This is a genomic window from Pseudomonas sp. EA_35y_Pfl2_R111, assembly GCF_963970955.1.
Lineage (GTDB): Bacteria > Pseudomonadota > Gammaproteobacteria > Pseudomonadales > Pseudomonadaceae > Aquipseudomonas.
Genome location: NZ_CAXAOM010000003.1, coordinates 368,852 through 395,398, shown reverse-complemented (window position 1 = coordinate 395,398; position 26,547 = coordinate 368,852). Strand labels below are relative to the sequence as shown.

Sequence of the window (26,547 nt, the reverse complement as noted above, 5' to 3'; positions counted from 1 at the left end):
CTTTTCTATCCAGTCAAATGAGGTTCGCGTGTCGGCCGGCGATTCTACCCACCAGCAACTTGTCGGCCTGTTCTATCGCGACCACCGCGATTGGCTGCTCGGCTGGCTGCGCAAGAGCCTGTACAGCCCGGAGCGCGCCGAAGACCTCAGCCAGGACACCTTCGTCCGCCTGCTCGGGCGCAGCGACCTAGACCAGGCTCGCGAGCCGCGCGCGCTGCTGACCACCATCGCCAAGGGCCTGCTGATCGACCACTTCCGCCGCAGCGCGCTGGAACGTGCCTACCTCGAAGAACTCGGCCAGCAACCGCAGGATGTGCAGCCCAGCGCCGAAGAACAGACGCTGGCCCTGGATGCGCTGCGCGAGATCGACCGGCTACTTGGCCAGCTGTCGAGCAACGCCCGCGCGGCCTTTCTGCATAACCGCCTGGACGGCATGGGCCATGCGGAAATCGCCGAGCGCCTGGGGGTGTCGGTATCGCGCGTGCGCCAGTACCTGGCCCAGGGCCTGCGCCAGTGCTACATCGCCCTGTATGGAGCACCGCAATGAGCGCGGTATCGGCCCAAGTGCTGGACGCGGCCATCGAGTGGCAGCTGTGCCTGGACTCCGGCACGGTTAGCGCTGAACAACAGCACGCCTTCGCCGCATGGCTGGCGGCGCATCCCGAGCATGCGCGGGTTTGGCAGCAACTGAATGGCCTGGATATTCGCCTTGCCTCGGCCGCCGCCGCACCAGCGCGCCAGGCCCTGCTACACAGCGCGCGCAGCAAAGGACTGCGTCGTGTTGGCGGCACCGCGCTCGGCCTGCTGCTAAGCAGCGCGCTGGCGCTCGGTCTGTTGGCACAACAACGCCCGCTCGGCGATTACCTGGCCGATGAACACACCGGCCGTGGCGAACAACGCGAGCTGCTGCTCAGCGACCACAGCCTGGTGCGCCTGAACAGCGCCACCGCCGTGGATATCGAATTCAGCCAAACCCAGCGCGCCGTTCGCCTGCGCAGCGGTGAAATTCTGGTGCGTACCGCTCATGGCGATACCCGGCCCTTTGTGGTGCTTACCGAGCACGGCAGCTTGCGCGCCCTCGGCACGCGCTTTCTGGTACGCCGAGAGGGCGACAGCACACGCCTGACTGTGCTGCAGTCGGCCGTCGCCGCGCACCCGGCTGAAGGCAGCAGTGAACGGATTATCCAGAGCGGCGAACAGGTACTAATGCAACGCCAGCGTCTCGGCAGCGTGCAGCCGGCGCCAGTTAGCGCCGCGGCCTGGAGCCACGGCATGCTGGTCGCTGACAACCTGCGCCTGGCCGACCTGCTCGACGCCCTGGGCGAATACCGCAGCGGCTACCTAAGCCTCGACCCAAGCCTGGCCGACCTGCGCATCAGCGGCAGCTTCCCTCTGCACGACAGCGACAAGGCATTGGCCGCCCTGCCGCCAAGCTTGCCGGTGCGTATCGAGCGCTTTGGTAACTGGTGGGCCAGGGTCGTCCCCGCCGCGCCATAAGCGGCCGCCTAAAAACCAGGCGGACAGACAAGGACGGCAAGGCTGGGACTGACGTGGGAGGGGCTTTAGCCGCGACATTGCAGTGTCGCGGCTAAAGCCCCTCCCACAAAGGACCCTCGCCCGGTTAGGGGTCCACAACAGCGCCTTTGATATCGCCAAGAAATAATTTCAACCAGCCCTGTCACTTTTGCATTCTGCTTCGGCAACAGGTCATTGAGATGCATTCCCGCTTAGGAGAGTTTCGTAATGACCCGCGCCCTGCCCCTGTTCCGCCCCGGTTTGCTGGCCGTTGCCATCAGCCTCGCTAGCGTCTGCGCTCCTGCTCTGGCGGATAGCTACCAGCTGCCGGCCGCGCCCCTGGCCAGCACCCTGACGCAGATCGCCAGCCAGGCCGGTATTGTCCTGAGCATCGATCCCGCGCTGACCGCGGGCAAGCAATCGGCCCCGGTTGCAGGCGACTACGACGCCCTCGAAGCCCTGGACCAGGCGCTGCGCGGAAGTGGCCTGCAGTTGCAGCAGAACAGCGCCGGTACCTATAACCTGGCGCCCGCTCCCCAAGCAGCCGTGGCTTTGCCGGATGTCACAGTGACCGCCAGTGCCGCCATTGAGGGCAGTGAAGCCGCCGGTTACCGCAGCAAAACGGTTAAGAACGTCGGCGCGCTCGGCGGCATGCGCCTACAGGACACGCCTTACTCGATGAGCGTAGTGTCCAAGGAGCTGCTGCAAAACACCCAGACCACCTCCACTGACGATGTGTTCAAGCGCAGCCCATTCACCCAGCTGTATTCGCCGAAGAACGCCGGCTACGCCAGCGCGGTGGCAATCCGCGGATATAGCGGTGCCGGCAACCTGAGCATCGCCAACGACGGCCTGCGCTACTCCACTGGCTTTGACGGCGGTAACTACATTGAGGAGATGGAGCAGATCGAGATCCTCACCGGTCTCTCCGGTTTCCTCTACGGTCCGGCCAGCCCCGGCGGCCTGGTCAACTATGTGCTCAAGCGGCCGACCTACGAGCGCTACAACAGCGTCACCCTGGGCAATGCGGGCGGTGAGAACTACTACCTGCACGGTGATTTCGGCGGTCCAATCGACGACGCTGGGGTGTTCGCGTACCGCCTCAACGTGCTGACTCAGGATGGTGAAACCGCCATTGACCTGCAGAAACGCCGCCGAGAAATGATCAGCCTGGCGCTGGACTGGAACGTCAGCGATGACCTGCTAATTCAGTTCGACGCCTCGCACAAGAAGAGCGAAACCCGTGGCGTGAGCAGCTACTGGTACTTTGCCGACCAAGGCCTGCGCCCGGATGCCGACGATCTCGACAATGACAAACTGTACAGCCAGCGCTGGGCGTTCGCTGACAGCGAACACGACCGTATTGGCAGCCGTTTCAATTGGACCCTGAACGAAACCTTCACCCTGCGCGGTGCGCTGGGCTACAGCCAATACACCCAGGAATATGCCTATACCGGCCCGACTATCTCCACCGCAGGGCTTTATACCCAGCCCCTGTACGGTTTTGCCCCGGTGGAAACCGAGGAAACCTCCGGTAATTTGTTTCTCGACGCCGCCTTCGCCACCGGCAGCATCCAGCACAAAGCGACCTTCGGCTATCAGGGCAACGTCGTGCGTGAGCGCAGCTATACCGATGCAGGCGTGTACAACGTCGACCTCGGCATCAACGTGCCATTCGACGAGCAGCCACAGGTCGGTAAACCGGACTACGCCAGTACGATTGGCAACGGCGAGCAAAAGCTGAACTCGCGCAGCCAATCCGATAACTGGCTGATCGGCGATGTGATCACCCTTAACGAACAGTGGTCGACCATCCTCGGCCTGACCCATACCCGCATCAAGACCCTGGGCTCGGATGTGGTTAACGACGAAACGGAAACCTCGCCCAATATCTCGCTGATCTATAAGCCCCAGCCTTGGCTGACCACCTACGCCAGCTATATCGAGGGCTTTCAATCGGGCGGCCTGGCACCTTGGAATGCACTCAATGCATACGAAGCCATGGCTCCCCTGGTCAGCGAGCAGTATGAAATCGGCGTCAAGGCCACCGTTGGCGAAACGCTGCTGACCCTGGCCCTGTTCAATATCGACAAGCCCAATGCCTATATCAACGGCGCCGGCTATTACGTGCAGGATGGCCGTCAGGAGAACAATGGCTTGGAGCTCGGCATCACCGGCAAGGTACTGCCCGAGCTGACCCTGGTCGGTGGTTTCACCCTGCTTGACCCACAGGTGAAGGAAAACAGCGTCGCGGCCAACGAAGGCAACAAGCCGACCAACGTGGCGTCGCAACTGGCCAAGCTGTATGCGGAGTACGACATCAACGCGATCCCAGGTTTCGCCCTGACTGGCGGTGCCTACTACACCGGCAAGCAGTACAGCGACGAGGCTAACCAGCACAGCCTGCCGTCGTTCACCACCTTCGATGCGGGCGCGCGCTATCGCATGCCGGTGGCCGATAACGACGTTACTCTGCGCGCCAATGTCAGCAACCTGGCGAACAAGTCGTACTGGCTGAACAGCTCTTACCTGGGCGATCCACGCACCCTAACGTTTTCCGCTCAGCTGGAGTTCTGATCGCCTTGCAGCAACCTTGCGCCGCCGCACCGGGCGGCGTAGGCATTTCTGGATATGTTGATGAAAAGCACCACCATCCGCCGCTGGTCCGCCGTCCACACCTGGACCAGTCTGATCTGCACCCTGTTTCTATTGATGCTGGCCCTGACCGGCCTGCCGCTGATATTTCACCACGAGCTGGAGCACCTGCTCGGTGAAGCGCCAGAGCTGCGTGAGCTGCCGGCGGACGCGCCGCACCTGAGCCTGCAGCAACTGGTCGATGCCGCCGAGCATCATCGCCAGGGCGAGGTGATCCAATACCTGGGCTATGACGAGGATGAGCCCAATGGCGTGGTGGCGATTACTGCTGCCACCGCGGGCACCGAGCCGAATTCCTCGCACACCTTTATGCTCGATGCGCGCACTGGCGAGGCGGTCGAGATGCCGGCGGCCAATGGCGGGATCCTGATGGTCATCCTGCGTTTGCATGTAGATATGTTCGCCGGCCTACCCGGCAAACTGCTGCTGGCGTTTATGGGCCTGCTGTTCGTGGTGGCGATCATCTCCGGCGTGGTGCTCTATGCGCCGTTTATGCGCCGGCTGAAATTCGCCGAGGTACGCCGGGAAAAATCCACCCGCACGCGCTGGCTCGACCTGCACAACCTGATCGGTATCGTCACGTTGAGCTGGGCGCTGGTGGTGGGCGTGACCGGGGTGATCAGCGCCTGTGCCGATCTGCTGATCAGTGCCTGGCGCACCGAATCACTGGCGGCGATGGTTGCACCCTACCGCGATGCGCCGCCTTTAACTGAGCGAGCATCGGCTAACGAAGTGCTGACTATCGCCGCCAAGGCCACGCCGGATATGCAGCCGGACTTTATCGCCTTCCCCGGTACGCGCTTCTCCAGCGAGCATCACTACAGCGTGTTTATGAAGGGCAATACGCACCTTACCGCGCACCTGTGGACGCCGGTGCTGATCGATGCACGCAGCCTGGAAGTCACCGCCATCGGCCAGCGGCCCTGGTATATGGATGCGCTGTCGATGTCGCAGCCGCTGCATTTTGGCGACTACGGCGGCATGCCGATGAAGGTGCTCTGGGCGGTGTTGGATGTGCTGACCATTATCGTGCTCGGCAGCGGCCTGTACCTCTGGTGGGTACGCAGGCGAACCCCGGCCATACAGCGTGAACGCGCGGAGGCAACGGCATGAACTGGCGACAATCGACTTTCGCCCTGCCGTTGCTGATTGGCCTGCTCAGCGCCGTCGGCCTGATCAGTGCGTTACTGGGTGATGGCGGCTGGGACGCCGTGGCCTGGCTTGGCCTCGGGCTGCCAGCCGTGATTGGTTGCTGGCCGTTGCTGCAGCGCAGCCAAGTCCGGCGCCCGTAACCCTTAAAGGGTCCCGGGTTAGCCGGTAGGCAACCTGCATGTAGTAGCGGGGGGAATGACTGCAGATACTGCGGTCTGCTACTGGCAGACCTGCAGATAGAGCGCATCATCCTTGGCAATCTGCTTCAGCTGATCCAACTGCGGTTTTTTCTGCTCATCCAGGGGCAGCAGTTCCGCCGTGGTGCAATTAAGCAAATGCGCCTGATGGCTGACGCGGTCGACGTGCTGCTTTTCAAAGCGGTACAGGTTGAAGGCGGCGATCGAGGTGCCATCTGCGTCCTGGCGCTGCACGCTTTTGCTATCGAGCACAGTGAAGGCGGTGGTCATCGGCCAGTAATAGGTCCAGGGGCGCCAGAACACTTCACCGGTTTCACTGGCAACCAACACCGACTCAGCCGGCTGGCGCTGTAGCTGGAACTCGAACCAGGAGTACTCGTAGTAAATCTGATAGGCCAGCATGCCCAAACCGCCACACGCGGGAATGATCCACTTCGGCAAGCGGTTGCCCGTCAGCTTGCGCAACAGCATGGCAATACCAGCCGCCCCCAGCCCCGAAACCCCGATGGCAAGTAGTGTCCACAGCATTAATTTACTCCCGAAATAAAAAACTGCCTGGAGCAGTTTTAACGTTGCGCAGCGACGCTGCCCGCAGGGTGGTCGCCATGGATGGCGGAAATAAAACGGGCCTCCCTAGGAGACCCGCGAATAAGACCCTGACCCAAGAGACTGAGTCAGGTTTGATTATGCTTAGTGGCTCAATGCACCACCAGCACCTTTGGGAGTACGTACGCTTTCTACCAGATCCTGAATCTCCTGCGGCGGAGCCTCAGTAGACAGGGACACGGCATAGGCTACGGCGAAGTTGATCAGCGCACCCACAGTACCGATGGACAGCGGCGAGATGCCGAACATCCAGTTATCCGGCGTGTTGGCGAAGGTCGCAGTGCCTGGAATGAAGAACCAACCCAGGTACAGGAAGATGTAAACCACAGTGAACACCAGGCCTACCAGCATGCCGGCGATGGCGCCTTTGTTGTTTACCCGCTTGGAGAAGATACCCATCATCAGCGCTGGGAACAGCGTGGCCGCGGCGATACCGAAGGCCAATGCCACCACTTGCGCTGCAAAGCCTGGCGGGTTGAGTCCCAGATAGGTCGCCAACAGAATCGCGACCCCCATGGAGATCCGCGCGGCGAGCATTTCGTTCTTCTCACTGATCTTCGGATTGATCATGTTCTTGATCAAGTCATGACTCACTGCCGAAGAGATTGCCAACAACAGACCGGCTGCCGTCGACAAGGCTGCAGCAATCGCACCCGCGGCAATCAGACCGATCACCCAACCTGGCAGGTTGGCAATTTCAGGGTTGGCCAGTACCAGGATGTCGTTGTTAACGGTCAACTCGTTGCCTTTCCAGCCGCGAGCTTCTGCCGCTGGGGTAAAGGCAGGCGCTGCATCGTTGTACATCTGGACGCGGCCGTCGCTGTTCTTGTCTTCCCACTTGATCAAACCGGTGGTTTCCCACGTTTTGATCCACTCTGGACGCTCTTCATAGGTCATTGCTTGAGCGGCCGGACCTTCTGGGTAGATAGTGTTGACCAGGTTCAAACGCGCCATGGAGCCCACTGCAGGCGCAGTGAGATACAGCAGGGCGATGAAGATCAGGGTCCAACCAGCAGACCAACGTGCGTCAGCCACTTTCGGTACGGTGAAGAAGCGAATGATTACGTGCGGCAGACCAGCAGTACCGATCATCAGCGACAGGGTAAACAGCACCATGTTCAGCTTGTTACTGACATCTGCCGTGTAGTCGGTAAAGCCCAGCTCACGCACAACTTCATTGAGCTTCTGCAGCAGCGGAAGACCTGATTCGACATGGTCGCCGAACATACCGAACATCGGAATCGGATTGCCAGTCAGCTGCAGGGAGATGAAGACCGCAGGGATGGTGTAAGCAATGATCAGCACAACGTACTGAGCCACCTGGGTGTAGGTGATGCCTTTCATGCCGCCGAATACGGCATAGATGAACACCACGCCAGCCGCGATCCAGATACCGGTGGAGTTCTCTACTTCGAGGAAGCGCGAGAACGCCACACCAGCACCGGCCATCTGACCGATTACATAGGTCACGCAGATGATGATCAGACAAACCACTGCCGCCAGACGCGCACCGTTGCTGTAGAAACGGTCACCGATGAAGTCCGGCACAGTAAATTTGCCGAACTTACGCAGGTAAGGTGCCAGCAGCATGGCCAGCAGCACATAGCCGCCAGTCCAACCCATCAGGAAGGTTGAGTTGGCATAACCACCCGCAGCGAGCAGGCCTGCCATGGAGATGAAGGAAGCCGCAGACATCCAGTCAGCCGCAGTGGCCATACCGTTAGTAACGGGGTGTACACCACCGCCGGCGACGTAGAACTCTTTGGTCGAGCCGGCACGGGCCCAAAAGGCGATGCCGAAGTAGAGCGCGAAGGAGGCACCCACAAACAGCATGTTGATTACAAACTGGCTCATGGGTTATTCCTCGACACCGAATTGTTTATCGAGTTTGTTCATTCTCCACGCGTAGAAGAAAATGATCCCGACAAAGGTGATGATCGAACCTTGCTGGGCGAACCAGAATCCAAGGTCGGCACCGCCAACAGGAATACCTGCCAGCAGGGGTCGAAGAAGTATGGCGAAGCCGTAAGACACTAATGCCCAGACAACCAGGCACCACGTGATCAGCCGGACATTCGCTTTCCAGTACGCAGCAGCGTTAGCTTTATCAGAAGTCATAAACTCCTCCGGTTATTGTTATTCTCATGCACCTCCAAGCTAGCAGCAGGCCACCATAGTCGACAGATAGACATTGGTATTAGCCACCTGATGCGCCTACATCGGCACTTGCACTGCAGCCTGAACCCGTCTCCAGGTCCCCCCTGAACTCTAGTCACCAGCAGACTTTTATCAATCTTATTTGATAATGATTATCTATAGCATTAGCATGCGTACTATCCCGCCCCTCATCACCACTCAAGGACCACGACATGCGGTGCCTAACCGTACCTCTATTCACGATCTCGGCCCTCGCCTGTCAGTTCAGCCTGGCCGCCCAAAGTGCCCCGCAGACGCCTCTGACCCTGGATGGCATGCACATCACCGCGCCGGCCGAGCAAGCCGATGGACCCGTGGACGGTTACCGCGCTACCCGCTCGGTTAGTGCGACCCGCACCGATACGCCACTGAGTGAGATTCCTCAGTCGATCAGCGTAGTGCCCGCGCAAGTGCTGCAGGACATTGGCGCCACACGCCTGGAAGATGCGCTCGACTACGCGGGTGGCGTGGAGCGTGGCAACAACTTCGGTGGTCAGGGACTGACAGAGTTTCTTATCCGCGGCTTCAGCAGCCAGGAGTTCTACCGCAACGGTTTTGCAGTCAATCGCGGCTACCCGAACATGCCGGACGCCAACAGCATCGAGCGTATTGAAGTGCTACGCGGCCCGGCCGCCATGCTCTATGGTCGCGGCGACCCCGGTGGTACCTTCAACATCGTCAGCAAGCAGCCGCAGGCGCAACGGCGTACCGTGCTGGGCAGCCAAATCAACAGCGAAGGGCTGCACCGCGGCACCCTGGACACCACCGGGTCACTGGATGAGAGCGCGACATTCACCTACCGCCTGAACCTGCTGGCCGAAGGCAGCGACAGCTTCCGCGACCACGTCGAGGGCGAACGCTACAACATCGCACCCGTGCTGCGCTGGCAGCTCAGCGACGTCACCACGATCACGCTCGAAGGCGACTACCTGCACAACCGTCACCCCCTCGATCGTGGCGTCACCCGCTACGCCAATCAGCAAGGCAAACTGCCCCGCGAACGTTTTCTCGGCGAAGAATCCGCCGGCAAGCTGACCAACGAAAACGCCACCACCCAGCTGCGTATTGAGCATCTGCTCGATGACAACTGGACCCTGCGCGGCGGCGTGCAGTACCTCGACGGTAAAATCTACGGCGGCGCCGTGGAGAACAATGGCTTGGCCGCTGACGGCCGCACGGTTGGGCGCAACTACAGCGAGCGCTGGCTGAACTGGAACGACGTCAACGCCCAGGCCAATGCCGAAGGTCGCTTCAATACCGGCGGTTTCGCCCACACCCTGCTGCTGGGCGTGGAATACGACAAGTTCAACTACAACTCGCTGATCCAGCGTTCCGCCGGCGGCGTCGGCGACTTCCCCCTCGACCTGTACAACCCGGTCTACGACCAGCCGCTACCTGAGCTAACGCGCACCACCACGCACGATAGCGAGCGGCTCGAGTCCTACGCCTTCTACCTGCAGGATCAGATCGAGCTAACCGCGCGCCTGAAGCTCCAGCTGGGTGCGCGCCTTGAGCGTTTTGAACAGGTCTATGTGGACAAGCGTCCTGGTGCCGAAGGTTGGGACCAGGCACATAACGCAGTCTCGCCGCGCTTCGGCCTGATCTACGACCTGAACGATGAGCTGGCGGTGTTCGCCAATACCTCGCGCTCGTTCAAACCCAACCGCGGCGCTGACCGCCTCGGCAACGCCTTCGACCCGGAAGAAGGCGTCGCTCATGAAGTTGGCATCAAATACGACCTGCCCGAGCGCAACCTGAGCCTGACGGCGGCACTGTTTCATATCACCAAGGAAAACGTGCTGACCACTGACCCGCTGGACAGCACCCGCAGCATCGCCGCCGGCGAAGTGCGCAGCCGCGGCTTGGACATCAGCCTGGCCGGTAATATCACCCCGCAGTGGCGCGTGATCGGCGGCTACGCCTATGTCGATGCCCAGGTGACCGAGAGCAACAGCGCGAGCATGCCGATCGGCACTCGTCTGGCCAACGTGCCACGGCACAGCTTCAACCTGCTCGACACCTATGAGTTCGATGACGGCCCGCTGGCCGGCCTGGGCCTAGGCGTCGGTATGAAATACGTCGGCGCACGCCAGGGTTCGACCAGCAGCACGGCGTTCGATATGGCTGCCTACAGTGTGGTCGACCTGCTCGCCTACTACCCGCTGACGGAGAACGTGCGACTCAATCTGAACCTGAACAACCTGTTCGATGAAGAGTACGAAGAGCGCGCCTGGGGCAACATCTGGGCCTATCCGGGCGAGCCGCGCACGCTGCAGGCCGGTATCTCGATCAGCCTATAAGCGTCAGCACCTGGTGGGTAATGCTCGCCAGGCGCACCATTCTCAGTTCGGTGCCAGTTCGATCGGCAGCAGATAGCGCTGCTCGCCGTACTCGATACGAAACTGCACCCGCTGCGTGCTTTCTTCCACAGTTTCGCATTCGCCGGCCAGCATTTCGTCGCGGCTGCCGGTACGGGTCTGCTTAAGCAACAAGTCGCGATAGCCTTGGTTGCCCGCGCGCTTGGTGATGATCAATACCCCTCTGCTATTACTGAAGTCCCCCGTGCAACGGGTATCCCACTCGGCCCATGAGCTATCCACTACCAGTTCGCTCAACAGCGGACGCAGATGCTGCGCTTGCAGCTCATAGAGACTCAGCGTGGTTTCATAGAGGGGGTTGGCCCGCGAACTGCCACGGCGCATCACCCTGATTCCGAAGGCCAACTCGCCTTCGCGTAACCGATAGGGCGCGGTATCGAACTCCAGCCTGTCGACGGAAACCGCATCCCAGTCCAGCCTATTCGGCTCGATCAAGCGCGCCACGATGGCCTGGCTAGCGCTATCGAGCACCAGCACTTGCAGATCGCTCTCGCCATAACCCTCATCCTCTTCACGCACCAGCGGCGTCGCAATCAGCGTGAGCTGCGGCCGCCCCGGCCAGACCTTGCATATGCTTTTGCCCACATCCAGGCGATAGGTACCCCGTCCGTCCTGCAAAGGCGTGCCCTGAGCATGACCGGGGTGGGCCTGCTCGAGCCATGCGGGCAGTTGCTGCCGACAATCATCGGCCTGCACCGAAGCGGCTAGCAACAGGCCACACAGCGCTGCGGCGAAAGTTATGCGGTTCATCCCTGAGTTCCTTTTGATCATCCCGCGGCCAGTCTAAACCCGACAAGGCATGCTGCCCTTGCTGGGCGTCACGGAACAAGCGGGCAATCCGCCATGCCAGCAAATGCCCCGCACGCGCCTCTTCGCGTAACCCGATATGCCCGCTCATCGCGCATACCACAGGCGAAAGAAGCCAAACCCCAGTAGCAGGCCAACCTGGCCGAGCGCCGTGCACAGGCTCAGAAAGGACTGCACTGAGCTGTTCTGTGACGCATTGGCAAGGCCGGTCAAACCCTCCCAGAATGCATCCGGCAACAGCACCAGGCTCATCTGCGCCAAAGGTTGACCGGTCAGCTGCAGGCCCTTGATCAGGTCAAATTGGCCGCAGAACATCAGACCCAGCAGCACCATAAAAGCCACTGCCAACCCTAAGGCGAAACAGGCTGCCCATCGTACAAACAACCGCATAAGTAGACGCATCACGCTCACTCCCACACAGGTAAAAAAGCGGCGCAGACGAGGCCTGCGCCGCTATTGGTCAAAGGTCGCTGGCTGGACTGGCCAGTGGCAGGCGGCCGACGCCGTACCAGTCGAGTTTGCGGGTCAGCACCATCACCCCGGCGAGCACGCCGAACACCAGCACCGAGCCCATCAGTAGGGCGTAATCCTCGGCCCCGAGCAGGCCGAACAACATGCCGTAGAGCAGCGCCAGCAGGGTGCCAAAACCCGCGCCACGTAGCGCGCTGTGCAGCACATAACTGACGTAGAAACCAATCAGCAGCACACAGGCGGTAGCCGCAATGCCATAGGCCAGGGCAAAGCTCAGATGCTCGGACAGCGACAGCAGCAACAGGTAGAACAGCGCCAGCGACATGCCCACCAGGGCGTATTGCACCGGATGCACGGCCATGCGTTTGAGCACCTCAAAGAGGAAGAACACGGCGAAGGTCAGACCGATAAACAGCAGCGCATATTTGATCGCACGCTCGGTCTTTAGGTACTGGTCCACCGGGTCGACAAAGCTCACACCGAAGTTGCGTGCCGTCAGCGCATTGCAGCTATCGCCCCGCACACAATCAGCCAGCGCCTCCTCCAGATTGGTGGCGAAGAAGCTGGTCTGCCACTGCGCCTTAAAGCCCTTGTCAGACACATCACGACTGCTCGGCAGGTATTCACCGACAAAACTTGGATGCGGCCAGGTGGACGTCAGCTCAACACGGCTGTCACGCCCCACCGGAGTGATGCTCAACTGCTCGGTGCCTTGCAGTTTCAGGTCAAAGGCAAACTCCAGAGTTTGCCCGCCCTGGCTATCCAACACCGGCAGCGGCGCATGCACGCCGGCACCGAAACGCTCCTCGGCGCTGCCGGGGGCAAAGCTCAGGTTGCTGCCGTTGAAGCGCAGCTGCAGGTCATTGCTGATTCCGCGGATATCGCTGATACCGACCGAGAGAAACGGCCGGTCGAACTGATACAGGCCCAGATCATCACCCAATCCCAGACGCGCCGGCAGCTTGAAGGCACCACTGATCTGGTTGTCGCTGCGGTACAGCAGCGCCTTGTAGATGCCGCGTGCACGTTCCTCAGTACTGACCTGGCCATTGAGCACAAAACGCTCCGGCAGGAAGTACAAACGCCCGCGGCTGCGTTGCTCCTCCATATAACGCTCACCGGTCTTAGCGTGGGTTTTCCATTGGTGCCATACCTTGGTGTACGGCATCACCAGAATCGGCCCGGTGAGCTGCTGGCGGTAGCTGGAACTGCGCGCGATGTCCTGCAGCACCTCGGCGCGCTGATACTGCCGTTCGCTCACCAGTCCGCCGATCATCGACAGCGGGACCAGCAATAACAAAATCAGCAAGGCAATAGCGCCCAGCTTGAAACCCAGAATGCGGTTCATGGTGCAACTCTCCGATACGGTTTAGGTAGGCAGAGTCTGGGCGGCGTAGGTGGTGACTTTATGGAGGGCAGATGGAGAGTGTGTGGAGACCAATCCACAGTAAGCACCCGTGATTGAGCACTCAGAGCGGCGCGACCGTTCGTCAATTCCACTGGAAGCCAGAGTTTTCTGCACTAGAGTGCTAACTCACTTGTTGCCCACAAGGCGACCGGTAAGCGGCTTGACCAAGATTTATCCAATCTGAAAAGGGACTGTCATGCATAAGCGCCAATGGATTTGCGCGGCCAGCGCACTATTAATGCTCGGTAGCGGCAACGTATTCGCCCACGGCTATATCAAACAACCTGAAGCACGTGGCTATCTGTGCAAGCTCGGTGAAAACAGCCAATGCGGTGCCGTGCAATGGGAACCGCAAAGCCTGGAAGGTTACTCGGGCTTTCCGCAAAGCGGCCCCGCCGACGGCCAGATCGCCAGCGCCGGCCTCGCGCAATTCGCCCCCCTCAATGAACAGACCGTCAGCCGCTGGGCCAAACGCCCAGTCACTGCAGGGCCGACGAATTTCACCTGGCGCTTTACCGCCAACCATGTCACGCGCAACTGGCGCTACTACATCACCCGCCCCGATTGGCTGGCCAATCAGCCGTTAAACCGTGCCGCGTTTGAGCTGGTACCGTTCTGCGTGGTTGATGGCGGTATGCAACAGCCGCCACAGGAGGTCACCCACACCTGCGATGTACCGCCGCGCGAGGGCTACCAGGTGATCCTCGGGGTCTGGGAAGTCGGTGATACACCGATGAGTTTCTACAACGTGATGGACGTGATGTTCGGTGATGTCACCACCCCGCCTGACCAATCGGCCTGGCAAGCCAAGGGCATGCTCTACCCCTCCGTGGATCTGCGTGTGGGCGATCAGGCGATGACCCGGGTCTTCGATGCCAGCGGCGAGCGCAGTGACTTGCAGACGCGGCTGCAGATCGAAACCAGCGAGCAGGGCCAGCGCAACCAGTGGACCTACCTGCTGGCCAACCGCATCAACCAGCAACAGAGCCAGCTCAAGGCCGGCCAGCGCGGCAACGACGGCGTGATCCAGCCGGTGTACGGCCAGAACAGCCTGTTTGCCCGCGCCGACAGTGGCATCCAGCGCATCGAAGTGCAGATCGACAAGGCCACCGCACCGGACCACGAGCTGCTAGTCGATGGTTTGCAGCCCAGCTATCGCATCCGTAACGGCCAGCTGCGCCTCGATTTCAACGTCACCGCCGTAGGCGCACTGCAGATCAGCAGCTACGTCTACGACCATGGCGGCAATGCCAAAGGCTTTGCCACAACCGAGCTGGCCAACGGCAGCCAGCCCTTGAGCATCGACGTCGACAGCCCAGCGCCCGGCCATCATCAGTTGGTGGTCAGCGCCAAGGTGGCAGGCAGTGAACAGCTGTTGCAGAAGACCTTCGACATGATGTTTGTCGCAGACGACGGCAGCGCCAACTACGACTTCAGCTTCCCGGATGGCCTGCGCAGTTACACGGCCGGCACGCGGGTGCTGCAACCCAAGACGGGACAGCTGTATCAGTGCCGTCCCTTTCCTCAGAGCGGCTATTGCACGCAATGGTCCGCCGCCTCGACCCAGTTCGAGCCCGGCATCGGCAGCCATTGGCAAGACGCCTGGATAGCCGACTGAGCTAAGCGCCGCGCCCACGAAGCTTTATGGTCGGCGCGGCCTCCTTATCCCCTGAAACAGGTACAACCCAAGTGAATGTACTGCGCCTTGGCGTATGCCTTTTACGGAGCCCCAGGTATGCCCAGGCCCTGACGCATAACCCTTAACTGCCAGCGCTGCACACATCACCACTTGCTCCCTAAAGCCTGCGTGGCGGCCTAAGGACAAGCACCCAGCGGCAGCGCTTCATACCCCTTTCACCTAGCTAAAGGGGCAGCCCTCTATTGACATAAATACTTGATTTAATTAAATATTTTCTCGCAAAAAACGACGAGCGGCCTTGGCTTTTCGGCACAGTCTCCTAGGGTTCTGGCAGCTGCACTACGCGGCAAACAATCAGGAGATAACCATGCAAAGACTCCAACGCACCACTGCCTTACTGCTGCTAATCGGCGCAGGCTGGGCCTACGCCCAGGCCGACGAAAAACCCAGCTTCGCGGCTCAGATGCAGATTGCTGACGATGATCAGCAGGCGCCACGCTACATCATCAAATACAAGGAGCTGACGCCCTCGCCGATGGGGCAAACCAATCAGCCGCAACCCCTGAGCGCTGGCCAGTTCGAACGCCGCGCGGCTCAGCGCCTGCTTAGCCAGGCACAGGTGCAACCGCTGATGCACTTGGACAGCCAGGCCGCCAGCGTGGCGCACCTGACGCCTACGCAGCTCAAGCAGCTGCAGGCCGACCCGGCAGTCGAGTATGTTGAACTTGACCCGCGCCGCTACTTGATGGCCGAACAAGTGCCCTACGGCATTCCCATGGTGCAGGCCGACCTGCTGCCGGATAACGCGATTTCCAATATGAAGGTGTGCATCGTCGACTCCGGCTATGACCTCGGTCATCAGGATTTGCCCTCGGCCGGCATCACCGGCAATGACGGCTACGGCAGCGTCGATAGCGGCAATTGGTACGAGGATGGCGATGGCCACGGCACCCACGTTGCCGGCACCATCACAGCGCTGGGTGGCAACGACCTGGGAGTGGTCGGCGTCAGCCCCTCTGGCAATCTGGGCCTGCATATCGTCAAGGTGTTCAACAACAGCGGCAGCTGGGCCTATGGCTCTGATCTGGTGATGGCCATCCAGCAATGCCGCGCGGCGGGCTCAACGGTGATCAGTATGAGTCTGGGCGGCGGCGGCTCATCCGTGACTGAGCGCAATGCCATGGACGCGGCCTACCAGAATGGTGTGCTGGTCGTCGCGGCGGCCGGCAACAGTGGCAACGGTACGCTGTCCTACCCGGCCTCCTACGACTCGGTGGTATCGGTTGCAGCGGTCGACAGCAGCGGTAATCGCGCCTCGTTCTCGCAATACAACAATCAGGTCGAAGTCGCCGCTCCCGGGGTTGGCGTGCGCTCCACCCTGCCCGGCAACACCTATGCGAGCTACAACGGCACCTCCATGGCCACACCGCATGTTTCAGCGGTCTATGCTCTGGTATGGAGTCAACACCGTCAGTGCACCCCCGCGCAGATTCGCAAGGTGGTCAACAACACCGCAGAAGACCGTGGCGCTGCTGGCCGCGATCCTTACTACGGCTACGGTATCGTCAAGGCCAAACGGGCCAGCGATCTGATCGCCCAGCGCGGCTGCGATGCCAGCAGCGGTGGCAATGGCGAAGAACAGACCTACCCCAACCTCTCCGGCGCACGGGACGCCTGGGTGCGTTACAACGTGGTCGTACCAAGCGGCGCCCAACGTCTGACTGTGCGAATCAGTGGCGGTAGCGGTGATGCCGACCTTTACACCCGCCTGGGCAGCCAACCCACCGCCAGCCAATGGACCTGCCGACCCTACCTCGATGGCAATCAGGAAACCTGCACCCAGGAGAATCCTGCAGCCGGCACCTGGCATATCGGTGTACGCGGCTATTCCAGCTTTTCCGGTGTAACCCTGTACTGGCGCTACGAGTAATTCGCCCGGCCCCGAGACAGTTAACTGCCCGGGGCCTTCCATCGACAGAGAGATAACCCAGCCGCGCAGAAATAATCGCGCAAGAACGCAAACCGCCAGGGCACAAATGGACAGTTTTTACAGAAATGCGTAGCGTGCGCCGAACGCCAATTAAGGATAAACGGCCATGCTTCCGCACAACCCCTACGCCACCCCTCAAGCCAGCGTTGCCGACGCAGAGTCACTGGTGACTGACGAGCAGATCGCAGCCCTACCCATCTCGGATAAATGGAAGCAGCGCTTTAGCGCTATCCATCATGCCGGCGGCATCAAGATGCCCAAGTTCAAGGAGCTACCCGCCGAGGAGCGGCGAAAGGCCTTCAACTTCAACTTTCTGGCGTTCTTCTTCGGGCCGATCTACTACGCCATCAAGGGCATGTGGAAAAAGGGTCTGGCGCTGTTTCTCGTCTGCGCAGTGGTAGTGATCATTCTCGGCATCGGCCTGGACTATCTCGGCTACAGCAAAATCGCCAACGCCCTGGGCTATGGCGTGGGAGCGGTATTCGCCGCACGCGCCAATATCGATTACTACAAGAAGATACTGTTGAACGATAACGGCTGGTGGTAAGCACCTAACCCAACTGCATCAGGAGAATGACCGTGACGGAATATGTCGCCGAAGTAATTTGGCAACGCGGTGAGCAGGACTTTCTCGGCAACCGTTATAGCCGCAAGCATCTGCTGCGCTTTGATGGCGGCCTGGAGATTGCCGGCTCATCCTCACCCCATGTGGTGCCGCTGCCGATGTCGGATGCAAGCGCCGTCGATCCCGAGGAGGCCTTTATTGCCTCACTCGCCAGCTGCCATATGCTGTGGTTTCTCTCCATTGCCGCCAAGCGCCGCTTCTGCGTCGATGACTACCGCGACAATGCCAGCGGGCTGATGCAGGCAAATGCTGCAGGCAAGCTGTTTATCGCCCAGGTCACCCTGCGCCCCGCGGTCAGCTTTTCTGGCGAACGCATGCCCAGCCGCGAACAGATCGAGCAGATGCACCACCAGGCCCACGAGGAGTGCTTTATCGCCAACTCGGTGAAGTCCGAAGTGCGCTGCGAACCGCGCTTTACTGAATAACCCGCAAGGGCCACATCGAGACGACAACACGATGCGTCTTAACCATAACGGCTGATGGCGGGAGAAGAAGCGTGAACCCAACTGCATACGGCTGCCCCGATGGGCAGCCACTGTTTTACTTCCATGGCGTGCCGGGTGCAGCGGTTGAGGCGGCAATGCTGCATCAGGCCGCCTCGGCCCACAGCATCAAGCTGCTGGTGGTGGAACGCAATCTGCCGGAAGAACTCGACAACGCGACTTACCTGCAACAACTGGCGCAACAGATCAGTGATAGCGCGGGGAGCCAACCGATTCGCCTGCTCGGTTTTTCCATCGGCGCCTGCCTGGCATTACGTGTCGCCGCGCTGTTGGGTGAACGGGTGGCTGAGGTGTACCTGCTCTCCGCCGCCGCGCCATTGGAAATTCCCAGCAATAGCGTCGGCATGGGCGCGGGGCGTTATACCTTCCTCTGGGCGCAGCACTATCCAAGGCTATTCCGGGCCTTTGCCTGGTATCAGGCGCTGCTGGCGAAGTTCAGCCCAAACCTGCTGCTGAAGCTGCTCTTCACTGGTGCAGGCGGTAAAGACCCAGAACTCCTGCATCATGCCAACACCCGGAAATGGTTGGCGGACATTCAACGCGACTGCTTCAAACATGGGACTAGCAGCTATATGCGCGACGTAAAACTCTACGTCGAACCCTGGGCTATGCAGCTGGATAAGGTCACGGCGGCGGTAACCCTGTGGCATGGCGACGCAGATAACTGGGCACCCATAGCCATGTCGAGTTACCTGCAGGAGCATCTGCGCAATGCCAACGCCGTGATCCGTTGCACCGAACATGCGCACTATTCCTGCCTGCTGGAGAACGCTGAAGCGGTAATGGCGGCGGTGCAGCGAAACACTCAGCAAACCGGGCGGCCAAGCGCTGACGCCCTAGAACCTACACCCCTCGGCTAACAGCAACCCAAGGACGGCACCATGAAAAAGCTCGCACTGCCCCTGATCACCCTACTGGCGTTCAGCGCCTACACCCTGTACGTGATGCTGCATGCGGAGCAATCGCTGCTGCAATTTGGCATGCAGTTGATGTCCAGCGCCGACACCGCCCAGGTGGTGATCGACCTGTATATTCTCGCGGCCCTGGCCTGCATCTGGATGTACCGCGACAGCCGCGCGCGGGGCAAGTCGCTGACCTACCTGCTGCCGTTCCTTGCCCTGACTGCGCTGTTTGTCTCGGTCGGGCCGCTGCTGTATCTGGTGCTCAAAGCCATGGATACAAACAGCCGTGAGCGGCAGGACGATGCCACAACAACAGCCTGATAAACGCAGCAGCCCCGCAACGCTGGGGCTGCACACCGCTAAAAATTCAGATTGAAATTGCCGGTACCGAAAATACCTACCAGACCAATCACGATCAGATAAATCGCCACGATATAGTTCAGCAACCGCGGGATCAGCAGAATCAGGATACCGGCGATCAGCGAAATCAGTGGGGTAAGGGCAAGGGTCATGATGAACATCTCCTGGGGTTTGAAGCATCAGTATGCGCGCAACGCTCAAACCGGACAGTACGGTTGCCCACAGAACAGTCCAGCAACTGCCAGACAAACAACCCGCGATGGAGGCCGCCTGTGAACAACGCCAGCTTGTTAACCTCATTACTGCAATACAAAGCCTGGGCCAACCAAGAACTCTTTGCTGAATTGCAGCGACTCGACCCGCTTACCCAGCACAGCGAATTGCATGCAGCTCTGCGCATCCTCAACCACATCCACGTGGTCGAGCGGATCTTTGTCGCCAACCTGCAGGGCATCCATCACGACTACAACGCCACCAATACCCCGGAAACGCCCACGCTGAATGAGCTGCATCAGGCGGTACAGAAGACTGATCGCTGGTATCTGGATTATGTCGCGACGCTAAGCGCCGAGCAGCTGGCCGAGCGCCTGCACTTCACTTTCGTCGATGGTGATACCGGCTGCATGAGCCGCGAGGAAATGCTCGCGCATATCGTCACCCACGGCGGTTACCACCGTGGCGCCGTCGGCCGAATCATGGCGCAAGTTCAGCTGGCACCGCCCAGGGATATCTACACGCGCTTTCTGCATCAGAACCAGCCGCAGCGCCGCGAAGCGAGCTAACGGCACCACGCGGTTTTACTCGCCGCGAATGTACTGTTCCAGCTGCTGGATCAGGCTGGCCTGTTCGGCGATGGTGTGCTTGACCAGGTCACCAATCGACAGCAGGCCGATCAATTCGCCTTCGGCCAATACGGGTAGGTGGCGCAGATGGCGGTCGGTCATCAGTTGCATGCAATGCTGCGAGGTGTCGCGCAGGCCAACGGTCAGGACATCTGCGGTCATAATTTCGCTGATCATCGCACTGAATGCGGAGCGCTCCAGCAGCGCCACTTTGCGCGCATAGTCACGTTCGCTGACGATGCCGGCCAGGCGGCCTTTGTCATCCAGCACCACCAGTGCACCAATACCTTTCTCGGCCATCAGCTTGATGGCATCCAGCACCGAAGTACTAGGCGTGACGCTGTACACGGCGGCTTGGGGCTTGGCGCGAAGGATCTCGGCAACTGTTTTCATGCAGCGGCTCCTGCTCTGTTTCTTATTGGCATTGAGGATAGTGCGCGAGGCGGCCGTTGCGGGCCAACCCGGTGACCCGATCAGAGCATCTGCGCGGGCTCAGCGCAACCATTGCAGGCCAGCAAGGTCGGTGCCAAGCAACGTGTCAGTTGCTCTGAAATAGCGGCAGTGTCAGCCGCGCCTCTACACCGCCGTCGACATTACCGATGTGTAATGCACCACCGTGTAGCTGCATCACTTCCTCGACAAAATTCAGCCCCAAACCGGTGCTCTTGCGACCGCTGCAGGGGCGCGGCAAGGAATAGAAGCGCTCGCTCAGACGCGCCAGGGCGTAATCGGGAATCGCCTCGCCCTGATTGAACAGACGCAGCTCGATCTGAGCGTTACGAATCTCGGCGTTAAAGCGGATCAGCCCACCGGGCGGGGTGAAATCCAAGGCGTTATCCAGCAGATTAGCCAGCGCCTGACGTAGCAAAAAGGCCTCGCCGCGCGCGCTTAACTCAGCGCCAATATGGTTTTCAACCTGCAGGCCGCCCGCTTCAATGCGCGCCATCTGCGCCTGCAACAGAGAGTCGACCAGCGCCTGCAACGGCACCGCCACCTGCTCTTCCAGGCCCTGACGCTGCTCGACCTGAGCCAGGTGCAGCAGACGTTCGATCAGCTGCTGCATGCGCGCGCTTTCCTGCTCGATATTGGCAACAAAACGCTGGCGTTGCGCTGCGGGCATCTCGCCGTCGAGCAGTTCCGCCGCACCGCGAATCGCCGCCAGCGGGCTTTTCAGCTCGTGGGTCAGGGTGTGTACGTAGCGCTCAACATAGGCCTTGCCTTCCAGCTCCGTGCGCATGCGTTCGATGGCCTCGGCCAGTTGCGCCAGCTCACCGCCGCGCACACTGGGTAATTCGGCACGTTGCCCGGCGCTGACCGCCTGGGCGTAACGAGTGAGCTTGCGCAGCGCGGCGCTGAGCCACCAGGACAGCAGCGCGCCGATCAACAGGCCCAGCACGATCAAGCCACCGCCAAGCCAGGCCAGGCGTTGCTCTGAACGTTCGATATAAGGCTGCAAGGTGCGATTGGGCTTGGCCACCGAGACCACGCCGATAATCTGCGCGCCGTCCATGATCGGTGCAGCCACGTACATCACCGAGGAATCGGGGTCGTTCGGGTCTTCCTTGGTCGAGCGCGCGCCGTACTCGCCGCGCAGAGTGCGCAGCACATCGTTCCAACGCGAATAATCCTGGCCCACCGCCGCGCCGCTGGAGTCGAGCAGGACGATGCCCTGGGCGTCGGTTACATAGATGCGGTGGTTGACCTGAGTCTTCTCCACGCCCCAGATCTGCGCCTGCGGTTGGCGCTGGCCGTAGGCTTGCAACAAGGCTGGCAGGCGGCTCTGTTGCAGGCGCCCGGCCTTGACCTCATCACGCAGGATTTCCGCCAGCAGGTTGGCGGTATCCACCAGGGTTTCCTCGGTGGACTGGCGCACGCCAGGGCGGACTTCGTCCATCACCGTGCTCAGCACAAACCAGCCGGCCAGGCCGACAAACAGGAAGTACACCAGGAAGATGCGTATCCCCAGCGGCATCAGGCGTGTCTCGGTGAATAGCTATAACCCAGGCCGCGATGAGTCTGGATCGGCTCAGCCGCAGCGGCCACCTGACGCAGCTTGGCGCGCAGGCTTTTGATATGGCTGTCGATAGTGCGCTCGTAACCGACATCAGCGGCAACGCCCAGGCCGTCAAGCAACTGCTCGCGGGAGAACACCCGCTCGGGCTGGGCCAGCAGGCTTTGCAGCAAACGGAATTCGTGACGGGTAAGGCTGAGTAGCTGACCGTGGTAGTGGATCTGCACCCGCTCGAGATCCAGCTGAAACGGAGCGCTGGCAGAGCTGGCGGCACGTACTTCACGCGGCGCTATACGTTTGAGAATGGCCTTGACCCGCGCTGCCACTTCCCGTGGGCTAAAGGGTTTGACCACATAATCATCTGCGCCGATCTCCAGGCCCACCACGCGGTCGATTTCCTCGCTGCGCGCCGTCAGGAAAATCACCGGCACCTCGGAGAAACGCCGCAAACGCTTGCAGGCCTCGAAGCCGCTGATATCCGGCAGACCCACATCGAGAATCAACAAATCAGCCGGATTGCGCTGCTGCTCGGCCAGTGCCGACTCGGCCAGGCTTAGCCAGGTGGTGCTAAAGCCTTCGCTCTGCAGGGCGAAGATCAGGGTGTCGGCGATGGCGGCTTCGTCTTCGACAATCAGAATATGCGGCATGGGCGTCCTGCTCGTGGGCAACTCGGCGAGGAGCCTGCGGCAGGCAGCCGATAGCGTCAAGATCGGGCGAAGCAGGTGGACAAGCTGCGCATTGTCCACCCTACGCCGACCTGGCCTTAATCAAGCTTAAAGCGTGAGGTGTTCTGCGCCAGCACCTGACTGCCCTGACGCAGCTGTTCGGCGGCGTTGCTCACTGCCTGCGCACCTTCAAGCAGGGCGCTGGCAGCCTGATCAACCTGCTGGATATTGCCGCTGACTTCATCGGCGGTAGCCGCTTGTTGCTCGGCGGCTGTGGCGATCTGCGCCAGGCGGTCGGTGACCAGTTGCACCGAGTCGACAATGGCGTCCAGATCTTCACTCATGGCTAGCACGCTGCCAACATCACCTTCAGCCTGGCGCACGGCGTCTTCCATCTGCGTGACGGACTGGCCAACTACACGGTGCAAATTGGCTACGGTGTCAGCAATCTCTGCCGTGGAGTTTTGCGTGCGTTGTGACAGCGAGCGAACCTCGTCAGCAACCACAGCAAAACCACGCCCTTGTTCGCCGGCGCGCGCTGCTTCAATGGCCGCGTTGAGCGCCAGCAGGTTGGTCTGCTCGGCAATACCCTTGATCACATCCACCACCCGGGTGATCTGTTCAGTTTGCTCGCGTAGCTGTTGCAAGGTGGCCGCACTCTCGCCTAAACGACCACTGAGCTGACGCATGCTCTGGCTGGTACGGTTGCTGCGCTGATTGCTCTGGCTGGCAATCTCACGGGTCTGATTGGCCTCTACCGCCGCCTGCTCACAACTCTGCGCCACACTTTGTGCGGTGGCCGCCATTTCGGTGGCGGCAGCGGCAATCTGGCTCATCTGCGCCTGCTGCTGCTCCACCGACGCCAGAGCATTTCGCGCCTCACCATTGAGCATCTGCACAGTGCCGCCCAACTGCTGGCTCTGCTGATTGACCCCCTGCATGGAATCGCGCAGCTGACCAACCGCGGTATTCAGTGCCATGGCGATACTCGCCAGATCGTCCTCACCATGCACCTGCATACGCACGCGCAGATCACCATCGCGCAGGCCTTCGGCGGCCAGGATGATCCCGGAGGTGCTGCGACGGATCGAAGCGTTAAGGCAGAACAGTACATACAGCGCCAGCAGGGTCAGCAGGCTGAACACGCCAATCACTTCGATCATCGCGGCCAGTGCATTCTGCCGGTACTCGCCGAGGCTGGCGACAAACTGCTGGTACAACGCCGCCTGCAAACCAAGCAATTGCCCCTGTAAAGCATCGCTACGCTGCACGAACTGCTCTGGGGTCAAGGCCATCGGGCTGGCGTCGAACATGTCGCGATCGATGCCCGACAGGAAGGCTTCGTAACCCTGCAGTGCCTCATCGTAAGGCCCTTGCAGCTGACGCATAGCACGCGGCGCCTCTAACTTGAGAGTGGCCTGGGCCTTGAGCAGCTGGCTGCGCGACTCATCCAGACTGCGGCGCAGATCGCGGATCAACACCCGGCTCTGCAAAGTGAAATGCTGCGACACCACCGCGCCATAGCCCTGGCTGGCAAAGCTGCCCAGCTGTTCGAGCAGGCGCGGCAGGGTGTAGGTCAGCTGCTCCATCATCAGGTAGGTGTCGAGCTGTGGATCGAGGATCAGGCCGCTGTCGGTGGCCGCCTGTTCGCGCAGGGCGAGCAGGCCCAGTAGGTTCTTTTGGTAACGTTCAAGGGCATCGGGCAGCGCCAACTTACCCAGTACATCGACACTCAGTTCAGCCTGCCCGGCACTGAGATTCTGCAAATGCTGACGCGCCTGATCACTGAACAACCGGGATTTAAGCGGCGGCTCCAGCGCCTGCAGGGCAGGTTCAAGACCGCTGGCGTGGTCACGCAACAGCGCTTCTGCAGCTTTCTCAGTGCCCTTCCAGCGCGATAGCAAGGTGCGCTGCTCAATCAACTCCTGCTGCACGTCGGCCATGCCCTGCAAGGCACTGATGCCCTCCAGTTCATTGTCGATTGCAGTAAGCCGGTCGAGATAATTGCTGCCGATCACCCACAAAGAAAAGCCCAGCGGCAAAGCGAACAAAACAAACACCAGCTGAAACTTGCGCGCGAAGCTAAAACGCTCCAGCAGCCGCACACCCGGTTTGAGTACTCCAGTCATACACACCTCAACCTGTTGAGCGCACCAACTTCGGGGGCGCGCTAAAGCAAAACTTCAAGCAAGAAGCGCGCCCAGCAGCGCCGCCCGCAATAGCGATATGCAGTGAGCATAGATGAGAGACCAGGCTACGGCTTGGTCCTGGACCGCGCGCTGAAGCCTAGCTGGAGAGACCACTCCAAAGCTCATCTACATTACGAAAGCCCCATACCTCAGCGGACTCGCGACCGACGATCTTGTCACGCCCGACCAACTTGCTCAGATCGAGGACCTCCTGCGGGATTGGAATGTTTGATTTGGCCGAGAAAAACACCTTGACCCTGGGCGCGAGCAAGGACTTGGCCTGCTGCTCCATCACCACACCAATGCGCCCGCTCTCCAGACGCACCAGCGAACCCACCGGATAAATGCCTACGGTTTTGACAAAGGCCTGGAACACCACCGGATCAAAATGACCTTTCCATTCGGCCATCTTGCGGATCGACTCAGCCGGGTCCCAACCCTGCTTGTACGGTCGATCAGAGGTGATGGCGTCATACACGTCGCACACCGCCCCCATGCGCGCGTACAGGCTGATCTGCTCGCCGGCCAGACGATGCGGGTAGCCGCTGCCATCAACCTTCTCGTGGTGATGCAGGCACACATCCAGCACCAACGCGCTGACCTGCTTGCTATCAATCAGCATGCGCGATCCAGCTTCAGGGTGGTCGCGCACGGTGGCGTACTCGCTGTCGGTGAGCTTGCCTGGCTTACTTAGAAGCGCATTGGGAATCGCCATCTTGCCGATGTCATGCAGCAGCCCGGCCAGCCCGGCCTCGCGCACCTGGCCCTCGTTGAGGCCCAGATTGCGCGCCAGGGCAATCATCAGTGCGCAGACCGCTACCGAATGCATGTAGGTGTACTCATCGGCATTTTTCAGCCGCGCCAGGCTGATCAGTGCGTTGGGGTGGCGCATGATCGAATCGGATATCTCTTCGACCAACTCGCCGGCCTGCTCGAACTGCAGCGCCTGGCCCATACGCGCATCGCCAAACATGCTGACCACTGCATCCTTGGAGCGCTCACAGAGTTTGACCGCACGCTGCATCTCATCCTCCATCGACACCGCTAGACTGACCGGCGGGCTCTGCACCGCGGCTAAAAGAGCGGCCTCCGCGGCGGCGGCAACCTCCTCGGCACTAACACTGGCGGTGCCGACTTCGACATCCAGCCCCTTGCTGACATCAATCCACAGTTCACCGATGCTGCTGGCCTGGATCCGCTGCAGATCCTTTTGCGACTTGAGAAGAAACTTGGATTTCCAGAAGGGGTGGTCCATCCATGCACCACAGAACTCGTGGATATACATACCGACGCGTACGTCGGTCACAGCGATGCACTTCAACATGGATTGCACTCTGATAAGAACCACACTCTCAGAAGCGTAGATGATCAAACTACCTGCAGTGTTGTGCTGCGGGCGAAGTAATAGCATTAAGACATCAGTCGCAGGTTGGCGG

Annotated in this window: 25 protein-coding genes; 13 read left to right on the top strand and 12 right to left on the bottom strand. The window is 60.4% G+C overall.

Features of this window, described 5'->3' with window-relative positions; translation table 11 throughout:
* The first annotated feature begins 28 nt into the window (after nt 1–28).
* From AACY25_RS14825 to AACY25_RS14805, 5 genes are all read left to right on the top strand, one after another.
* Nucleotides 29–547, top strand: a complete 519-nt coding sequence (locus AACY25_RS14825) for an RNA polymerase sigma factor (RefSeq protein ID WP_339525535.1) — start codon at nt 29–31, stop codon at nt 545–547.
* Nucleotides 544–1,497, top strand: coding sequence for a FecR family protein (locus AACY25_RS14820; protein WP_339525533.1), 954 nt, complete (start codon nt 544–546; stop codon nt 1,495–1,497). The genes AACY25_RS14825 and AACY25_RS14820 overlap by 4 nt, the downstream gene beginning before the upstream one ends.
* Before the next feature lie 246 nt (nt 1,498–1,743).
* On the top strand, nt 1,744–4,092 hold the full coding sequence (locus AACY25_RS14815; RefSeq protein ID WP_339525531.1) for a TonB-dependent receptor: 2,349 nt from the start codon (nt 1,744–1,746) through the stop codon (nt 4,090–4,092).
* Between the two features lie 60 nt (nt 4,093–4,152).
* Entirely contained in the window at nt 4,153–5,283 is a 1,131-nt protein-coding gene (locus tag AACY25_RS14810) for a PepSY-associated TM helix domain-containing protein (protein ID WP_339525529.1), read from the top strand.
* Entirely contained in the window at nt 5,280–5,462 is a 183-nt protein-coding gene (locus AACY25_RS14805) for a hypothetical protein (RefSeq protein WP_339525527.1), read from the top strand. Before AACY25_RS14810 ends, AACY25_RS14805 begins: the two co-directional genes overlap by 4 nt.
* Nucleotides 5,463–5,540: 78 nt before the next feature.
* On the opposite strand, the gene AACY25_RS14800 is transcribed toward AACY25_RS14805, so the two are convergent.
* The 3 genes from AACY25_RS14800 to AACY25_RS14790 all read right to left on the bottom strand — a co-directional run bounded on the left by AACY25_RS14800 (nt 5,541) and on the right by AACY25_RS14790 (nt 8,243).
* The gene (locus tag AACY25_RS14800; protein WP_339525526.1) at nt 5,541–6,047 is read right to left on the bottom strand and encodes a hypothetical protein; all 507 of its coding nucleotides are present in this window, start codon (nt 6,045–6,047) and stop codon (nt 5,541–5,543) included.
* 162 nt (nt 6,048–6,209) lie between these two features.
* Entirely contained in the window at nt 6,210–7,979 is a 1,770-nt protein-coding gene (locus AACY25_RS14795; protein WP_339525525.1) for a sodium:solute symporter family protein, read from the bottom strand.
* A 3-nt stretch (nt 7,980–7,982) separates the two neighbouring features.
* Nucleotides 7,983–8,243, bottom strand: coding sequence for a DUF4212 domain-containing protein (locus AACY25_RS14790; RefSeq protein ID WP_339411837.1), 261 nt, complete (start codon nt 8,241–8,243; stop codon nt 7,983–7,985).
* Between the two features lie 251 nt (nt 8,244–8,494).
* Between AACY25_RS14790 and AACY25_RS14785 the strand changes: the two genes are divergently transcribed.
* Nucleotides 8,495–10,621 (top strand): TonB-dependent siderophore receptor, encoded by a 2,127-nt coding sequence (locus AACY25_RS14785; RefSeq protein ID WP_339525523.1) that lies wholly within the window; start codon nt 8,495–8,497, stop codon nt 10,619–10,621.
* Between the two features lie 42 nt (nt 10,622–10,663).
* Here AACY25_RS14785 and AACY25_RS14780 read toward each other — a convergent pair whose 3' ends face one another.
* From AACY25_RS14780 to creD, 3 genes are all read right to left on the bottom strand, one after another.
* Nucleotides 10,664–11,449, bottom strand: a complete 786-nt coding sequence (locus AACY25_RS14780) for a hypothetical protein (protein WP_339525522.1) — start codon at nt 11,447–11,449, stop codon at nt 10,664–10,666.
* 144 nt (nt 11,450–11,593) lie between these two features.
* Entirely contained in the window at nt 11,594–11,908 is a 315-nt protein-coding gene (locus AACY25_RS14775; protein WP_445261857.1) for a hypothetical protein, read from the bottom strand.
* A gap of 58 nt (nt 11,909–11,966) precedes the next feature.
* A complete protein-coding gene (creD, locus tag AACY25_RS14770) occupies nt 11,967–13,325 on the bottom strand; it encodes a cell envelope integrity protein CreD (RefSeq protein ID WP_339525521.1) in 1,359 nt (452 codons plus the stop codon).
* 256 nt (nt 13,326–13,581) lie between these two features.
* Between creD and gbpA the strand changes: the two genes are divergently transcribed.
* The 6 genes from gbpA (at nt 13,582) to AACY25_RS14740 (ending at nt 19,365) form a co-directional block, all read left to right on the top strand.
* A complete protein-coding gene (gene gbpA, locus AACY25_RS14765) occupies nt 13,582–15,003 on the top strand; it encodes an N-acetylglucosamine-binding protein GbpA (protein ID WP_339525519.1) in 1,422 nt (473 codons plus the stop codon).
* Between the two features lie 388 nt (nt 15,004–15,391).
* Nucleotides 15,392–16,954 (top strand): S8 family serine peptidase, encoded by a 1,563-nt coding sequence (locus AACY25_RS14760; RefSeq protein WP_339525517.1) that lies wholly within the window; start codon nt 15,392–15,394, stop codon nt 16,952–16,954.
* Between the two features lie 166 nt (nt 16,955–17,120).
* Complete coding sequence (locus AACY25_RS14755) at nt 17,121–17,561, top strand: DUF2628 domain-containing protein (protein WP_339525515.1); 441 nt, start codon at nt 17,121–17,123, stop codon at nt 17,559–17,561.
* A gap of 32 nt (nt 17,562–17,593) precedes the next feature.
* The gene (locus AACY25_RS14750; RefSeq protein WP_339525513.1) at nt 17,594–18,064 is read left to right on the top strand and encodes an OsmC family protein; all 471 of its coding nucleotides are present in this window, start codon (nt 17,594–17,596) and stop codon (nt 18,062–18,064) included.
* A 71-nt stretch (nt 18,065–18,135) separates the two neighbouring features.
* The gene (locus AACY25_RS14745; protein WP_339525512.1) at nt 18,136–19,002 is read left to right on the top strand and encodes an alpha/beta hydrolase; all 867 of its coding nucleotides are present in this window, start codon (nt 18,136–18,138) and stop codon (nt 19,000–19,002) included.
* Between the two features lie 21 nt (nt 19,003–19,023).
* Nucleotides 19,024–19,365, top strand: coding sequence for a DUF2834 domain-containing protein (locus AACY25_RS14740; protein ID WP_339525510.1), 342 nt, complete (start codon nt 19,024–19,026; stop codon nt 19,363–19,365).
* 38 nt (nt 19,366–19,403) lie between these two features.
* Here AACY25_RS14740 and AACY25_RS14735 read toward each other — a convergent pair whose 3' ends face one another.
* Nucleotides 19,404–19,556 (bottom strand): DUF3096 domain-containing protein, encoded by a 153-nt coding sequence (locus tag AACY25_RS14735; RefSeq protein WP_339525508.1) that lies wholly within the window; start codon nt 19,554–19,556, stop codon nt 19,404–19,406.
* Nucleotides 19,557–19,676: 120 nt separating this feature from the next.
* Between AACY25_RS14735 and AACY25_RS14730 the strand changes: the two genes are divergently transcribed.
* Complete coding sequence (locus tag AACY25_RS14730) at nt 19,677–20,186, top strand: DinB family protein (protein WP_339525506.1); 510 nt, start codon at nt 19,677–19,679, stop codon at nt 20,184–20,186.
* A 15-nt stretch (nt 20,187–20,201) separates the two neighbouring features.
* On the opposite strand, the gene AACY25_RS14725 is transcribed toward AACY25_RS14730, so the two are convergent.
* From AACY25_RS14725 to AACY25_RS14705, 5 genes are all read right to left on the bottom strand, one after another.
* Entirely contained in the window at nt 20,202–20,639 is a 438-nt protein-coding gene (locus AACY25_RS14725; RefSeq protein ID WP_275962299.1) for a CBS domain-containing protein, read from the bottom strand.
* Nucleotides 20,640–20,784: 145 nt separating this feature from the next.
* Complete coding sequence (gene creC / locus AACY25_RS14720; RefSeq protein WP_339525502.1) at nt 20,785–22,218, bottom strand: two-component system sensor histidine kinase CreC; 1,434 nt, start codon at nt 22,216–22,218, stop codon at nt 20,785–20,787.
* Nucleotides 22,218–22,904, bottom strand: coding sequence for a two-component system response regulator CreB (gene creB, locus AACY25_RS14715; protein ID WP_339525500.1), 687 nt, complete (start codon nt 22,902–22,904; stop codon nt 22,218–22,220). The genes creC and creB overlap by 1 nt, the downstream gene beginning before the upstream one ends.
* Before the next feature lie 116 nt (nt 22,905–23,020).
* Nucleotides 23,021–23,728 (bottom strand): methyl-accepting chemotaxis protein, encoded by a 708-nt coding sequence (locus AACY25_RS21020; protein WP_445261860.1) that lies wholly within the window; start codon nt 23,726–23,728, stop codon nt 23,021–23,023.
* 1,480 nt (nt 23,729–25,208) lie between these two features.
* Entirely contained in the window at nt 25,209–26,435 is a 1,227-nt protein-coding gene (locus AACY25_RS14705) for an HD-GYP domain-containing protein (protein WP_339525497.1), read from the bottom strand.
* Nucleotides 26,436–26,547: the final 112 nt, after the last annotated feature.

What these genes read in the sequence shown, in the direction of transcription:
- creB (WP_339525500.1), bottom strand. Translation starts at nt 22,904, where the DNA reads ATGCCGCATATTCTGATTGTCGAAGACGAAGCCGCCATCGCCGACACC.
- AACY25_RS14735 (WP_339525508.1), bottom strand. Translation starts at nt 19,556, where the DNA reads ATGACCCTTGCCCTTACCCCACTGATTTCGCTGATCGCCGGTATCCTG.
- AACY25_RS14775 (WP_445261857.1), bottom strand. Translation starts at nt 11,908, where the DNA reads ATGCGTCTACTTATGCGGTTGTTTGTACGATGGGCAGCCTGTTTCGCC.
- AACY25_RS14790 (WP_339411837.1), bottom strand. Translation starts at nt 8,243, where the DNA reads ATGACTTCTGATAAAGCTAACGCTGCTGCGTACTGGAAAGCGAATGTC.
- creC (WP_339525502.1), bottom strand. Translation starts at nt 22,218, where the DNA reads ATGCCGCTGGGGATACGCATCTTCCTGGTGTACTTCCTGTTTGTCGGC.
- AACY25_RS14795 (WP_339525525.1), bottom strand. Translation starts at nt 7,979, where the DNA reads ATGAGCCAGTTTGTAATCAACATGCTGTTTGTGGGTGCCTCCTTCGCG.
- AACY25_RS14785 (WP_339525523.1), top strand. Translation starts at nt 8,495, where the DNA reads ATGCGGTGCCTAACCGTACCTCTATTCACGATCTCGGCCCTCGCCTGT.
- AACY25_RS14815 (WP_339525531.1), top strand. Translation starts at nt 1,744, where the DNA reads ATGACCCGCGCCCTGCCCCTGTTCCGCCCCGGTTTGCTGGCCGTTGCC.
- AACY25_RS14820 (WP_339525533.1), top strand. Translation starts at nt 544, where the DNA reads ATGAGCGCGGTATCGGCCCAAGTGCTGGACGCGGCCATCGAGTGGCAG.
- AACY25_RS21020 (WP_445261860.1), bottom strand. Translation starts at nt 23,728, where the DNA reads ATGGCGGCCACCGCACAAAGTGTGGCGCAGAGTTGTGAGCAGGCGGCG.
- AACY25_RS14705 (WP_339525497.1), bottom strand. Translation starts at nt 26,435, where the DNA reads ATGTTGAAGTGCATCGCTGTGACCGACGTACGCGTCGGTATGTATATC.
- AACY25_RS14760 (WP_339525517.1), top strand. Translation starts at nt 15,392, where the DNA reads ATGCAAAGACTCCAACGCACCACTGCCTTACTGCTGCTAATCGGCGCA.
- AACY25_RS14725 (WP_275962299.1), bottom strand. Translation starts at nt 20,639, where the DNA reads ATGAAAACAGTTGCCGAGATCCTTCGCGCCAAGCCCCAAGCCGCCGTG.
- AACY25_RS14805 (WP_339525527.1), top strand. Translation starts at nt 5,280, where the DNA reads ATGAACTGGCGACAATCGACTTTCGCCCTGCCGTTGCTGATTGGCCTG.
- AACY25_RS14780 (WP_339525522.1), bottom strand. Translation starts at nt 11,449, where the DNA reads ATGAACCGCATAACTTTCGCCGCAGCGCTGTGTGGCCTGTTGCTAGCC.
- creD (WP_339525521.1), bottom strand. Translation starts at nt 13,325, where the DNA reads ATGAACCGCATTCTGGGTTTCAAGCTGGGCGCTATTGCCTTGCTGATT.
- AACY25_RS14800 (WP_339525526.1), bottom strand. Translation starts at nt 6,047, where the DNA reads ATGCTGTGGACACTACTTGCCATCGGGGTTTCGGGGCTGGGGGCGGCT.
- AACY25_RS14810 (WP_339525529.1), top strand. Translation starts at nt 4,153, where the DNA reads ATGAAAAGCACCACCATCCGCCGCTGGTCCGCCGTCCACACCTGGACC.
- AACY25_RS14740 (WP_339525510.1), top strand. Translation starts at nt 19,024, where the DNA reads ATGAAAAAGCTCGCACTGCCCCTGATCACCCTACTGGCGTTCAGCGCC.
- AACY25_RS14755 (WP_339525515.1), top strand. Translation starts at nt 17,121, where the DNA reads ATGCTTCCGCACAACCCCTACGCCACCCCTCAAGCCAGCGTTGCCGAC.
- gbpA (WP_339525519.1), top strand. Translation starts at nt 13,582, where the DNA reads ATGCATAAGCGCCAATGGATTTGCGCGGCCAGCGCACTATTAATGCTC.